12 protein-coding genes and 1 tRNA gene are annotated in these 12,952 nt (G+C 47.1%); 8 read left to right on the top strand and 5 right to left on the bottom strand.

Annotated elements, in window-relative coordinates; translation table 11 throughout:
- On the top strand, positions 1-904 hold a 904-nt coding region (locus QUA13_RS29055; protein WP_333204127.1), incomplete at its 5' end, for a transposase.
- Between the two features lie 115 nt (positions 905-1,019).
- Complete coding sequence (locus QUA13_RS29050) at positions 1,020-1,256, top strand: hypothetical protein (RefSeq protein WP_333204125.1); 237 nt, start codon at positions 1,020-1,022, stop codon at positions 1,254-1,256.
- Between the two features lie 139 nt (positions 1,257-1,395).
- On the opposite strand, the gene QUA13_RS29045 is transcribed toward QUA13_RS29050, so the two are convergent.
- Positions 1,396-1,941 carry a LeuD/DmdB family oxidoreductase small subunit gene (locus QUA13_RS29045; RefSeq protein ID WP_333204123.1) on the bottom strand — a complete coding sequence of 182 codons (546 nt, stop codon included), beginning with the start codon at positions 1,939-1,941 and terminating at the stop codon, positions 1,396-1,398.
- Positions 1,942-2,119: 178 nt separating this feature from the next.
- Here QUA13_RS29045 and QUA13_RS29040 point away from each other — a divergent pair, with 178 nt between their 5' ends.
- The 3 genes from QUA13_RS29040 (at position 2,120) to QUA13_RS29030 (ending at position 7,864) form a co-directional block, all read left to right on the top strand.
- Positions 2,120-2,995 (top strand): hypothetical protein, encoded by an 876-nt coding sequence (locus QUA13_RS29040; protein WP_333204121.1) that lies wholly within the window; start codon positions 2,120-2,122, stop codon positions 2,993-2,995.
- Between the two features lie 529 nt (positions 2,996-3,524).
- Positions 3,525-5,744: an ATP-binding protein gene (locus tag QUA13_RS29035; RefSeq protein ID WP_333204120.1), complete on the top strand. Its 2,220-nt coding sequence runs from the start codon at positions 3,525-3,527 to the stop codon at positions 5,742-5,744.
- A 440-nt stretch (positions 5,745-6,184) separates the two neighbouring features.
- A complete protein-coding gene (locus QUA13_RS29030) occupies positions 6,185-7,864 on the top strand; it encodes an AarF/ABC1/UbiB kinase family protein (RefSeq protein ID WP_333204118.1) in 1,680 nt (559 codons plus the stop codon).
- A 531-nt stretch (positions 7,865-8,395) separates the two neighbouring features.
- On the opposite strand, the gene QUA13_RS29025 is transcribed toward QUA13_RS29030, so the two are convergent.
- Together QUA13_RS29025 and QUA13_RS29020 are read right to left on the bottom strand one after the other, a co-directional pair.
- Positions 8,396-8,468: transfer RNA gene (locus QUA13_RS29025), tRNA-Glu, on the bottom strand.
- A gap of 84 nt (positions 8,469-8,552) precedes the next feature.
- Positions 8,553-9,599 (bottom strand): M42 family peptidase, encoded by a 1,047-nt coding sequence (locus tag QUA13_RS29020; protein WP_333204116.1) that lies wholly within the window; start codon positions 9,597-9,599, stop codon positions 8,553-8,555.
- Between the two features lie 175 nt (positions 9,600-9,774).
- On the opposite strand from QUA13_RS29020, the gene QUA13_RS29015 reads away from it, so the two are divergent.
- Genes QUA13_RS29015 through QUA13_RS29005 form a run of 3 tightly spaced genes read left to right on the top strand, consistent with a single transcriptional unit; the run spans position 9,775 to position 11,930 of the window.
- Positions 9,775-9,927, top strand: coding sequence for a hypothetical protein (locus QUA13_RS29015; protein WP_333204114.1), 153 nt, complete (start codon positions 9,775-9,777; stop codon positions 9,925-9,927).
- A gap of 13 nt (positions 9,928-9,940) precedes the next feature.
- Positions 9,941-10,189, top strand: coding sequence for a hypothetical protein (locus tag QUA13_RS29010; RefSeq protein ID WP_333204112.1), 249 nt, complete (start codon positions 9,941-9,943; stop codon positions 10,187-10,189).
- 22 nt (positions 10,190-10,211) lie between these two features.
- Positions 10,212-11,930, top strand: coding sequence for an ATP-binding protein (locus QUA13_RS29005; protein WP_333204110.1), 1,719 nt, complete (start codon positions 10,212-10,214; stop codon positions 11,928-11,930).
- A 317-nt stretch (positions 11,931-12,247) separates the two neighbouring features.
- On the opposite strand, the gene QUA13_RS29000 is transcribed toward QUA13_RS29005, so the two are convergent.
- Together QUA13_RS29000 and QUA13_RS28995 are read right to left on the bottom strand one after the other, a co-directional pair.
- Complete coding sequence (locus QUA13_RS29000) at positions 12,248-12,574, bottom strand: transposase (RefSeq protein WP_333204109.1); 327 nt, start codon at positions 12,572-12,574, stop codon at positions 12,248-12,250.
- Positions 12,575-12,634: 60 nt separating this feature from the next.
- Positions 12,635-12,868 (bottom strand): hypothetical protein, encoded by a 234-nt coding sequence (locus QUA13_RS28995; RefSeq protein WP_333204107.1) that lies wholly within the window; start codon positions 12,866-12,868, stop codon positions 12,635-12,637.
- Between the last annotated feature and the right edge of the window lie 84 nt (positions 12,869-12,952).

Raw genomic sequence — 12,952 nt, 5'->3', positions numbered from 1 at the left:
CGTTGCCGTTGGAGTATGGACGTTTGCCGGTCTTTGGGCGAGCGCACTTTTTGACCTGCTTAGTCTAAACTCCAAAAGAAGACCATCCCGCAACAAAAAAAGACAGGCAATTAAAAAACAACTTCAATATATCAAAAGAAACCTCGCTCATATTGAACAGCTAATCGAGTCAGGTGCGACCCTCGAACGCCTGAGCAAAAAGCAATATAAAACCTTGCTAGTCCTCACAGAGGTCTATCGCCAACAGCAATGGTTATTTGATAACAATAAACAGAGCATTGAGGATAGAATAGTAAGTTTAAGTCAACCCCACATTCGTCCTATTGTCAGAGGAAAAGCAGGAAAAAGCGTAGAGTTTGGAGCCAAACTCTCAGCCAGTTGTTTTGAGGGATATGTATTTTTATACCGGATGAGCTGGGATAACTTTAACGAATCAGGGGACTTAAAAACACAAGTAGAAGCATATCATAAATTCACAGGGTATTATCCAGAGTCAGTTCATGCAGATCGCATTTACCGAAATCGGGAAAACCGAGCATGGTGTAAAGAAAAAGGCATTAGGCTGAGTGGGCCGCCATTAGGAAGACCGCCAGCAAATGTGAGTAAATCAAAAAAGAGGCAAGCGTTGGAAGATGACAGAATTAGGAATGCGATTGAGGGTAAATTCGGGGAAGGTAAACGAAGATTCGGTCTCAATCGTATCATGGCAAAACTTGATAATACTTCACAAACCACTATTGCTATCACTTTTTTAGTCATGAACCTTTCTACCTGGTGGCGCCGGGTTTTTTATGTGTTTTTATGTCGAGCGGATCAAACAATGCCTGTTTTTGGACTTAACATAACTTGCGCTTATATTTCACTAAAAATAAGGCAGGAAAAACTCATCGTTAACGCTGCTTGAATATATCGATCACTCCCGCTCGCCAGAAAGCGATCGATTATTCAGCAAGCCCTAGATAACGGCTACCAGGAGTGAACATCTCACAAAAGAGTTAGAGAAAATTTATCCACAGATTATGACAAAAATCAAGTTTGAGCTTTCAGCAAAACCATCGAAAGCACAAAAAGAAGCGCAAGGCAAATCAGGATTTGTTCCAGTTAAAGTAAGGTGGGTAATTGAACGCTCAAATTCTTGGATGGAAAGATGTAAAATTTTAGTCAAGAACTTTGAGAGGACTTTGGATAATGCGACTGCCAAGCTCAACCTTTGTTTTATTAGGCTGATGATTAAAAGACTTGCACCCTCTTCTTAGATGTCAAATGGGTTCTATACTTGTTAGGCACTACTAACTTTCAAAATTAAAGTAGGCGGACATCAATACAAACAAAATTAAGAAACCCGGTTTTTGTAGGCAATCCCCCCGTGGTTGCCCTCGGGTTTCTTTGCAGTCTTTACCGAGCAGCAATCATTCCCGTTTGGCGCGCGTAGTCAAACAAGCCTCCGGCATCTATTACCGGGCCTACTTCTCCTAAAGGTTTGAGCGAGAAAGTTCGATCGAGAGTGTGGTTGATAATTTGCTCTGCTGTAAAATCGATCGTCACTTCTTGACCGGTTACAAACAAGTCGCACAGCCGATCGACTGATTCTATCGGGTACAATTCGCCAGTAGCCGAGCAATTGCGAAAGAAAATGCGCGCGTAAGACAAAGCCACCACTGCTGTGACGCCGGCGGCCCCCAGAGCGATCGGAGCGTGCTCCCGCGAAGAACCGCAGCCAAAATTTTCCCCGGCAATTATAATCGGATACCGGGTTTTCTGTTCGCCGGATTCGATAAACTTACCGTAGCGATCGGGCAACCCAATCATCGCGTAACTGCCTAGTTTCTCGTACTCGTCCGGCTTCGAGGGAACCAGGGTCAGGTATTCGGCAGGGATAATTTGATCTGTATCGATGTTGTCGTCTACAACAAAAATTTGACCGCTAATTACTTTACCCATAGTTTATTTCCTGTTAGCCTCGCTCGATGCTGTGGTGATAATTTTAAGTGGATCGGTATGCAAAATTTGCATCTGTTCATTTTAACCTGGCAGTGTCAGTGATAACCTGTATGAGTAAAAATTAGATCCGAGACTTTGGGTTAACAATTAACGGCTTGCTAAGCGTCAAGATAGTTTTATGGCGAATCCAATAGATGACATTGCTCGACAAGCTCGCGAGGGCTCGGTTGCAGCGATTATTCAAATCCTTAACGACAAACTGGCACAGGTAAGTGTCAGGGCCAGAGCCGTGTTTGCAGAGGGTGTGCTGCAACTGCTGTGCGAAGCTGCAACACCTCAACTGCTCGAACAGTCTAGCTTGGTCGATCGAGTCCAAGAAATTTTGGAGGGCATTTCGCCCCACAATATTCGCCGAGTCAACATCAACAGCCGGCTTGTCCGAGAACACCAATTGCTGTGGCTCGAAGAAATTAGCCGCGATTCGGAGAATCAACTGCTGTGGTCTCAAGAAATTAAACTCAGAAAGCCGAATTTGTTCAAGCGTTTGGCCGCCGCCCATCACGAACGCCAAGCTCTTGCAAGCAAGCGGGCTTTGCCGAGAATGGCTGTACCTCGATCGATGCAGGAACCGCGGCAATTTCAGCGCGGTATCGTCGGCGGCATCAGCTTGACCGTGCTGTTGCTCGGGGCCGCGGCCGCCATCTACAAAGGACTCAATTCCCAAGCGCTCAACAGCACACAAGCCAACAGCCAAGCAGTTGCCACTGCTGCTCCCTCTGAGGCAAAAGCTGTTTTGAAAATTTCTAAGGAGACTGCTAATTCTGGTGTTGACTCTTTTGCACAGGCAGTGCGAGTCGCCTCGCAAGCAGCCACCGACAGCAAAACCGCTCAATCTCGCGAGGATTGGTTAGTCGTAGCTGCTAAGTGGCAGCAAGCTTCGGATTTGATGGCCGCCGTGCCCTCCAAGCATCCCCGCCACACAACTGCTCTGAACCGGACGGCACTTTACCGCCAAAATAGCGATAAAGCCCAACAGGAAGCACAAAATAAGTAAGCAGGTAAGTAGGATAAATCTAACAAGAGAGTTTGCCCTGCTGCTCTAGAAGTTGTGAAAAATGAGTTTTTGAGCAAACACTCGCAAACTCTCAGCTATGTTATGAGTGATAATTTGGGGATTTTCAATTTTTGCGCTCAGCGTGACTCGATCGGCGGATTGGTATCAAAATAAAAATTTGTTAGGATCACAAACTTAAATAGGAAACATCACAGGGTGAGGAGAGGGGTGTCACTAGGCGGTCTCTAGAAAAGCTTCATACTATCAATAACGGTCGAAATTAGCGGGAAGGGGATTTATTATCATCCGGTCAAGGAGGGTAAAGTTCAGCCCGTACAGATCGAAGGGTAGAAAATAGGAAAATAGAACTCAGTCAAATCTGGGTATATTTTCAGATATCTAGTGACCCGCCGACAGGCTGCGCAAATACAGAAAGCAGACTCATAACAGTCAAGGCGACAGTTATGGATCGGTTCTATATTTGCAGCGCGAGCCGGCTCAAACATCTTAGAATAAAGGCTTGGTTGCCATGATCGATCGCCAGGGAAATCAAGAGTTTACGTCGATCGACCGATCGCCGTCCGAGTCTTGCACTTTGCATTTACCGCAAATCCCAGAACCAGTATCAATCCAAAAATTTCTGGATCGTCTTATGCAGTACCAGGTCGATCCTGCCCTCCTCGGGCGACAAATTTGCCAAATTCTCGCGACCAGCTTTGATCGACAAATCCTGCTGCAAATAGCAAATACTTTGGGGGTTGCATGGGGGGCAGATTTCTGTTTGGTTGCTGCTGTGGTTGACCAGAAAGTAGTAAATCCGAATGCTTGCTGGGAAAATAGCAGCGATCGCCCAAATGCTGCCGATGCTGCCGCGGAAGCTCAAACACCGGAACACTCCCAAACCACCAAATTAAAATCGCCTAGCATATTACTCGAACATCCCATCTGGGCAAACCTGCTAGCAAAGGGCGAGAGAGTGGCGATATCCGACTATCAAGATAGTCTGGCAGCTTCATCGCCGAATTTCCCTGTGACACCGCTGCCTTTTCGGGCAATTTTGGCAGGGCCTGCGCGATTTGGAGGGGCTGTAAATGGCATGATGATTCTTGGTAAGTCGCACCCTCACGAGTGGTCGGCAGCCGACCTGCAGCGCCTAGAAGCAGCATCGGACGGGATCGGTATCGCGATTTCTCACATTCAAAAAACTCAAGAAATTGCCAGCTTAAACGAACAGTTACAGCGACAAGCTAAATACAAAAATCTACTCATGTCAGTTGCTGCATCGATCGACACACATTCAGAAGTCGATCGCATATTGCAGCAAGTTATTGAAAATACCGTCGATACCCTGGAAGTAGATAAAGGTCAAATCCTGCTATTGAAATATACAGATCCTCCCTTTAAAACTCGCTCCCCCAATCAAACGCCCAAAGCCAAAGTCGAATTAGTTTGCGAAGCCGCTCTGAAAAAAGATGCAAACAAACAGGCAATAGCACAAAGCGATCCGGCAAAAAAAAGCTCGACATCCAAAACAAAAAACAAGGAGAAAACTGCTAATTCCAAATCCAAAATTCCCAACTCAAAACCAAATAACTCTCCCCCTTTGTTGCTGTCGGAATCTAATTTGTGCCGCAAAGCATTCCACAGCGCACCCAAGCCCCTCGCCCTCGCTGACGCAGGCGAATTAATCGGCAACGAACAAGAGGGCGCCACAGAAATCTTGAAACTCCAAGGCATTCGCGGCTTGCTGCTGGTTCCCCTCACGGGCGATCGCAACCAGGAAACAGTCTTGGGGTTCTTGGTTTTGCAGCACTCCGAGCCCCGCGCTTGGAGCCCTGAAGAATTAGAAGTTCTCGAATCAGTCAGCGCTCAAGCGAGCAGGGTGATTATCCAAACTCAGACGCTCAAGGAAGCGCAAACCCTAGTCGAAGACAGAACCGCTCAGTTGCAGCAAAGTCTCGACGTGCAGGGGAAACTGTACGAACAATCTGCCATTCAACTAGAGCAACTACGCAAATTGAAGCTGATTAAAGACGAGTTTCTCAGCACTATGAGTCACGAGTTGCGCACCCCTTTAACAATCATGAAGCTGGCGATTCTGATGCTCAAACAAGCTGAACAGCCGTCAGCGAGTCGGGCTAAGTATCTAGACATTCTAGAGCAGCAGTGTACTAAGCAAACATCTCTGATTAACGATTTGCTGACCATCAAGCAGTTTGAGCCTCACCAAGCCCCGATTTCTCTAATCAAAATCGATCTCAACCGTTTAGTTCAAGATTTAGCTGGGGATTTTGAGAAATTGTGGGCGGATAAGCAATTGACTTTGAAGGTGGATTTGCCCAAGTTGACCCCTTGCTGGGAAACCGATCCGGATATTCTCAATCGGGTGCTGCTGGAACTGCTGACTAATGCTGGAAAATACTCGGCTTCTGGAACGACGGTAGTTTTAGAGGCGTCTGAGGTTGCCGGCTATATTGTCCTGAGCGTTTCTAATTTCGGGTCGGGCATTTCTGCTGCTGATTTGCCCTACATCTTTGACCAGTTCCGCCGCGGCACTGGCATTACTGACCAAGCTATCGCCGGTACGGGTTTGGGTCTGGCGCTGGTAAAGTGTTTAGTACAGCACTTGAATGGTACTATTGATGTGTCTAGCTGTCCGGCAGAAAGTTTTGAAGCTGACGAGTTGTGGCGCACATCTTTTACTCTGACTCTGCCACAATTTCCAGCGGAACTCTGTAATCTAGAATAATAGTTTGGTGGAAAAGCGGTTGTGAATTATTGGCAGCGAACAGGCGAAGACTTGCTTTTAAAGGGAGATTTGGATCTGGCAAACGCTACTACCAAATCCTCCTTTTTGATTTGTTTGTCTGGTTTCGCTTCTAAATTGCCGATTCTTCATTGCTGATTCTCCCCAAGACTTATATGATGTTCGGTTATTTACCCGTAATTAGCGCGTATTTGTAGTGAGTGCGATCGTCCTCTCTTAATGAATTTATCGGGACTAAATCCCTTGCTGCAAACTGAATTATGATTGTATAACCGGAGATGATATTATGGAGTAGAAACCAAAGAAACTGAGTTTTTTAACTGTTTCAAAAGCCTACGAAGTATTTTCGTAAAAGCCGATTTAAGCGTCTTTGACTATCCTCTAAAAATTGTCGCGGTGCATGGAACTCGATAGCCAATATTATGCTCATAAAAGCTGCACCTAAAACCCTCCGTTGGCAACGTTCTAAATATTCGCCGCTGGCACGACAAATAGACATTTTTGCAGCGGCGGGAAAGTTTATGTTTTTTTTGTGGTGGGATGGACTGCTGCAAAATAATTCTCCTCATACTAGAAGAATTCGCGCTCATTGGTTAGTCAATACTTTGCTTAATTTAGGCCCAACCTTTATTAAAATCGGGCAGTCTCTCTCGACTCGGGCGGATTTGCTGCCGCTTGAGTATGTGAAGGAACTCGAACAGTTGCAGGATCGGGTTCCTCAGTTTAGTTCCGAAGAGGCGATCGCTCTTGTAGAATCAGAGTTAGGCAAGGATATTTATGCTTTGTACCGCGATTTTGACCCGTTGCCGATCGCTGCTGCGAGTCTGGGACAGGTACACAAAGCGAGGCTGCACACCGGGGAAGATGTGATTGTAAAGGTGCAGCGTCCGGGTTTGGAAAGTTTATTTAATTTGGATGTGAAGGCGGTGCGCCAAGTGATGCGTTTTTGCGATCGCTATTTGCCTGGGACTCGCAAGTACGGTCTGGAATCTATTTATCACGAGTTTTTTAAGATTTTATATCAAGAAATTGACTACGTGCAAGAAGGTAAAAATTCCGATCGATTTAGCCATAATTTTCGAGAATATCCTCAGGTTATTGTCCCGAAAGTCTACTGGCAATACACGACTAAAAAAGTGCTGACTCTAGAATACGCACCCGGCATTAAGGTTGACGATCGCATTAGTTTAGAAGCGATTGGAGTAGATATTGTGAAGCTCAACCAACTAGGAATTTGCTGTTATTTGAAACAGTTGTTAATTGACGGTTTTTTTCAAGCTGACCCGCATCCGGGAAATTTGGCGGTGACAGAAGATGGCAGCTTGATTTTTTACGATTTTGGGATGATGGCTGAGGTTAAGTCTCTGGCTAAAGACCAAATGGTCAAGACTTTTTTTGCTGTGCTGAGAAAGGATACTGACGAGGTACTCAATACTTTAATTACTATGGGCTTAGTTGAGCCGATGCCGGATATGATGCCGGTGCGCAGGCTGATTGCTTTTCTGTTGGATAAGTTTATTGATAAGCCGATCGACTTTCAAGCTTTTAATGAAATTAAGAACGAACTGTATATCATGTTCGAGCAGCAACCGTTTCGGTTGCCAGCAGAAATGATGTTTATTGTCAAATCGGTGACCACTCTCGACGGCATTGCTAGAACTCTCGACCCAAACTACAATTTCATAGCATCCGCTCAGCCTTTTGTCAAGAGTATTGCGGTGAGCAAGGGGCGGGGAAATGCGATCGGAGAATTGGCAAGACAAGCGCGAAGTTTTATTACATATAAGTTACGGCAGCCGAGCAAATCGCAAGTTTTTATCAAGCGTTTGGAGCAGCGAATTGAAGAGGGCGAACTGCAAATTAGAGTGCGAAATATCGAGAGCGAAAGAGCCTTGAAACGGATTAATTTAGCTTTGAAAACTCTAATTTTTGCTTGTCTGGCGGGTTTTGCGGTGCTGTCGGGTGCTGTGCTGCTGGTGGGCGGATATCAAACGGGGGCGATCGTCGCTTTTGCGGTTTCGGGATTCGGCGGCTTGTTTTTGCTGCGATCGCTGTTACATTTGTTGGTTAGGGAAAAGCTCGATCGAATGGTTGAAAAATAAATATACTTGGGAATTGGGAATTGTGTTCGTAGTCAGGACTTTAGTCCTGATTAAAAGCACTAAAGTCCTGACTACAAACTTCCGGAAATTTTATCGGCTAAATCGAGCGCGAAAACAGCTTTGGAAAGTGCCTGGATGCTCTACAATCGGGAAAGGTTCAGAGAGCCTGCACAAATGTTAGAACCCACATTCCGCCCTTTGACTGTCACATTCAGATATTTTTGAGCAAGCCATGAGGTTTGGATCAATTTTGACTAAATCCCAAGTCAACAGTCGCTAGTTTTTGAGAATTGGTTGAAGAGGAGATGGTTTTTCCTATGAAGGCGTGAAACTTTCTCACAGCAGGAGGTTCAGACTCGTCAAAGGCGAAAATTATCACGGTGTGACAGTCCAAGAGCGGAATGTGGGTTCTAAGCCAAGACCCAATTTCTCGATCGCCCCAAAAACAAAAATGATAACTAGCGTGTGGAGCGGGCTTGTTGCCTTTACCAGTTGCTAGATATCAATTTGATATCTGAGTTAAATTTTCAATACCCCCAGGGGAATTCGAATCCCCGTCGCATCCGTGAAAGGGATGTGTCCTAGGCCTCTAGACGATGGGGGCGCGTTGCGTTTGCTTGTGTTCCGCACCTTTATTACCTTAACTAATCTTTCCCAATCTGTCAACTACTTTGCGAAAGTTTTTTTTCTACTCGTCCGAAAGCTCGTCACAGTAGGCTTTGAGGATGGCGGCGCAATTGCCGATCGCCCCGAGATGAGCAATTTCAAAGCCGTGGGTGTTCTGGGTGGGGAAAGCCAAACAAGCAGCGCGGGCTACGTGGCCGAACTTCATGGCGATCGAAGCATCGCTCCCAAAACCGCTAATTACCGCCAACTGAACCTCTACATCAGATACTGCGGCTGCTGCGCGCAATTGGGCGTTCAATCCTTCATCGTACACTCCGTAGCCGTCCTGAACCAGCAAAACCGGGTTTTCGCCGTCATGAATCGGGTATTCCGGTGCCAGAGGGCAAATTTCCAAAGCGATCAGCGCGTCCAACGGCTGGCGCTGCGTGAAATACAAAGCTCCGATCGCCCCAACCTCCTCCTTCGCCGACGCTACCAAATAAACATTCACCGCAGGCTCTTTCAAACATTCCGCCAGAGCCAGCAAAATCGCCACTGAAGCCTTGTTGTCCAGAGTGTAGCTGGCGATCCAGTCCTTCAACCGCAGCGGGCGCTTGCGGTGCTTTCCCACCACCATCCGCGTGCCCGGTCGAATTCCGGCCTCGGCTAATTCCTCGGCGGTACACTTAGTTTCGATCCAGGCATTTTCCCACTTTAAAGAAACATCTTCCTGCTGAGCTTTCTGAGGAGATTCGTGAGAAACATGGCGGGAACCGAAGCTGAGAATGCCGCTAATTGTTTGCTTGTCTCCGAGCAAATCCACCACGCCTTCGCCGTAAACCCAAGGAAACGAGCCGCCCAATCTGCGGACTTCCACGCGGCCCCTCTCGCCTATTGTTTTAACTAGGGCGCCAATTTCGTCTTTGTGGGCGGTAATGGCGATCGACTTTTCGGGATTGCGACCCTTAATTAGGGCGATCGCATTGTCCGCGCGATCGACCCAAGCATTCACTCCCAGGGCGGCGAATTTTTCCATCAACCGCTGGTTAATTTCCGATTCCGCACCGCTGGGTGAGTGCAGCATTACTAATTCTTCGATTGTTTGGAACAGGCGATCGAATTCTAACATTTTTGATTTTCGTTTTTAGGAGCGAATTTGGACATATATTAAAGCACATTTACCCACTATTTCCCGGCGGTACACTTAGTTTTAATTCAGGCATTTTCCCACTTGAAAGAAACATTTTCCTGCTGAGCTTTTTGAGGAACGTAGGAATGAAGCAATTGGAGGCAGCAAAGGGCGATTGAGTAACAAGATTCATGCGAGCGCGTGGATGCGTTGGGCAATCCGTTGGGGTTTCGCCTCACCCCCGGACAAGCTGGTGACCCCAGAAGGAGCCGACCAACTACCGCCGTTACTGGTAGCAGGTACACTGCTGGCTGACAAAGGGCTATGATGCAAATCAGGCTGTGATTAACCGCCTCAATGCCGAGGGGAAGAGCGCCGTGATTCCACCTCACCACCACCGCAAGACCCAGCGAACTTACGATACGGAATTGTACAAAGCCCGTCATTTGATTGAGAACTTTTTCGCCAAGCTCAAGCAGTATCAAGCAATCGCGACGCGCTATGACCCTAGGGCGGTGAACTTTCGGGCCTGCGGCGATTCATCTCGCTGCTGGGGTCATCTGGTGGAATTGATGAAACGCTCTAATTAACTTGAGAGTCCCGTAAACTAATATGCCTGACCTCTTCAGCACATTTTTTTCGACTAATTTCATTCCTCACGGGCATTGCTACCTCTGGAAACCGGGGTTAGTATGGCTGCACTTAACGTCAGATCTACTGACTGTCCTGGGGTATTACTCGGTGGCGGTTGCCATTGTTTACTTTAGGTATGAGCGTCAGGATCTGCCTCCCAAGACGGTGATGCTGCTGGTGGGTTTATTTTTTATCTTTGCCTTATGTGGCACCACCCACCTGATGGGAGTAGTGACACTTTGGTATCCCATGTACTGGGTTTCAGGACTGATCAAAGCGGTCAATGGTGCTTGGTCTTTCTATACGTTCACCTTTTTAGTGATTCCCTTAATTCCAGTGGCGATCGATGCGCCAAGTCCCGCCCAACTCGCCCTTACAAACCAGGAACTAGAGGAAAGCCGCCGCCGTATCCAGGCGATTAATGTCGAGCTAGAGCAACGGGTGCAGGAACGCACCGCGGAACTGGAAGCGTCTAATCGCACCAAAGACGAATTATTGATGCGCGAACAAGTGATTCGCGCAGATGCAGAGGCTGCCAACCGTGCCAAGGATGAGTTTCTCTCGATTCTTTCTCATGAACTCAGAACTCCTCTCAACGCCATATTAGGATGGTCAACGATGTTACTACGGCAGAAAAACCTCAGTGGGGATAAGGTTGTGCGGGCTTTGGAGACGATCGAGCGAAACGCAAAGTCTCAAGCCCAGCTCATTGAAGACATTCTCGATGTTTCTCGCATCATCACAGGTAAACTGCGCCTCCAAGTCCGTAGAGTCAACCTCGTATCGGTGATTGAATCGGCGATTGACTCTGTACGCTTGGCGGCTGAGGCAAAATCAATTCGCCTGCAAAGCGTACTCGATTCTGAATCTGGCCCGCTCTTGGGTGATGCAGATCGGTTGCAGCAAGTTGTATGGAATCTACTTTCTAACGCCATCAAATTTACGCCTAAAAACGGGCGAGTCCAGATTCGTTTGGAGCGGGTTAATTCTCATGTTGAAATTACTGTCAGCGACACTGGACCAGGCATCAGCTCGGACTTTCTACCCTTTGTCTTCGATCGCTTCCGCCAGCACGACAGCACGACCACTCGCAGTTATGGGGGGTTGGGTTTAGGGTTAGCCATTGTGCGTCAATTAGTGGAATTGCATGGCGGGACTGTAACGGTAGTGAGTCCAGGAATAGGACAGGGGACGAGCTTTACAGTCAAACTGCCCGTGATGATTATCCATCCACCAGCCAGCGACCCAGAGCGATTAAACTCGATCGTCGAGGCGGATGCGAGGGTTGAGGCGTCACCCACCCTTGAAGGCTTACAAATTTTAGTGGTAGACGACGAGGCTGACGCCCTAGAGTTGCTGAGTACAATTCTGCAAAAGTATGGTGCGGATGTCATCGCTGTGGCTTCGGTCAAGGAGGCGTTGACTGTTATTGAAACCGCCACCCGCAGCCCCGATGTTTTAGTGAGCGATATTGGGATGCCGGATGAGGATGGCTACTCCCTGATCCGCAAGTTGCGGCAACTGGAAGCGCAGCGGGGCGGTCGGCTACCGGCGATCGCGCTGACGGCTTATGCCCGGAATGACGATCGTCGGCAGGCCCTATTAGCAGGTTTTCAGATGCATTTGACCAAACCTGTAGATGCTGCCGATTTAGTGGCGGTGGTTGCCAGCCTGACCGGACTTACGGGCAGGTGCTAAAACCCTGGTGTATTCAGCTCGTCCTTTTACTGCTTCTGTTGCAAAAACTATTGAATAACAAATGTCTGGTTTGAGGATAATTGGCTTGTTGTCAGCTTTGGGTAAAGGCTAGAGCGCCAGTTCAGTAAAAGAAGTTAACAAAAAGCATCAAGTATGGGTTGCACAAACAACTTACAATGTGCCACTGAAAACTCAAGTTGCTACGCAGTGGCGAGCAAAAATTACCAATCCCAAATTTCCGCCGGTTTTTTGTTACCAATAAATCCGGCTGGTTATCAATATGAAAAATCTCATATCCAACTGAAAAATCTTTTGAGTTAGACAGATATCAATTGACGCTCTGTAAAAATTGTTGACAAAACATGAAGATTATGAACCACTGCCATCCGTCCTAAATCGAAAAGATTTTTGCGCCAACCCAAATACCGAGCTTGTACTCCTTGCCATTGACCGATGTGAGCTAAGCTATGTTCCACACTAATTCGCTCTCTTAATTTTAGACGATCTAGTGCTGTGGTTTGACGCTGACGCAACTCCTGCAATAAAGACTCGTCTGGATGAAGGGAAACCATCCGGCATTTAGAACTAGCTGTACGCTGAGAATGCAGCGGGCAAGTCTGACATTGCTTTTGGGAAAATAGCACATTTTTTCCTGTGGGAAATGGTATACTGATGCCATTGGGGCAACGAATTATGCGCAAGTCTCAATCGAGATTAAAAGCTGTTTTATCAAAATATTTGCCGTGGCGAACTCGCCAAAATTTACAAATTATTTTCAAGTTTGATTCACGATCTTTAACCCAATGGCTTGTCAAATAAGCTCGCTCGATAGGCAACTCTCCTAGCTCAACATTTTGCCGTGTTAAATCGACCGCTATTGCTTCGGTAACACTAGCTTCGGCAACATTTGCAGGTGTCACCCCTACGCCTTTGACCATTCCTGAATCGTAATTGCTCAACTAGGGGAAAAAAGGGAGCCATGAATAGAGAGGGCTTGTTGAATAGCTTGATAAGCAGTTAAG

It is taken from the genome of Microcoleus sp. S28C3 (assembly GCF_036700785.1).
Lineage (GTDB): Bacteria > Cyanobacteriota > Cyanobacteriia > Cyanobacteriales > Microcoleaceae > Microcoleus > Microcoleus asticus.
This window is presented reverse-complemented; position numbering and strand designations above follow the sequence as displayed.

What these genes read in the sequence shown, in the direction of transcription:
- QUA13_RS29035 (WP_333204120.1), top strand. Translation starts at nt 3,525, where the DNA reads ATGATCGATCGCCAGGGAAATCAAGAGTTTACGTCGATCGACCGATCG.
- QUA13_RS29005 (WP_333204110.1), top strand. Translation starts at nt 10,212, where the DNA reads ATGCCTGACCTCTTCAGCACATTTTTTTCGACTAATTTCATTCCTCAC.
- QUA13_RS29020 (WP_333204116.1), bottom strand. Translation starts at nt 9,599, where the DNA reads ATGTTAGAATTCGATCGCCTGTTCCAAACAATCGAAGAATTAGTAATG.
- QUA13_RS28995 (WP_333204107.1), bottom strand. Translation starts at nt 12,868, where the DNA reads ATGGTCAAAGGCGTAGGGGTGACACCTGCAAATGTTGCCGAAGCTAGT.
- QUA13_RS29050 (WP_333204125.1), top strand. Translation starts at nt 1,020, where the DNA reads ATGACAAAAATCAAGTTTGAGCTTTCAGCAAAACCATCGAAAGCACAA.
- QUA13_RS29030 (WP_333204118.1), top strand. Translation starts at nt 6,185, where the DNA reads ATGCTCATAAAAGCTGCACCTAAAACCCTCCGTTGGCAACGTTCTAAA.
- QUA13_RS29045 (WP_333204123.1), bottom strand. Translation starts at nt 1,941, where the DNA reads ATGGGTAAAGTAATTAGCGGTCAAATTTTTGTTGTAGACGACAACATC.
- QUA13_RS29040 (WP_333204121.1), top strand. Translation starts at nt 2,120, where the DNA reads ATGGCGAATCCAATAGATGACATTGCTCGACAAGCTCGCGAGGGCTCG.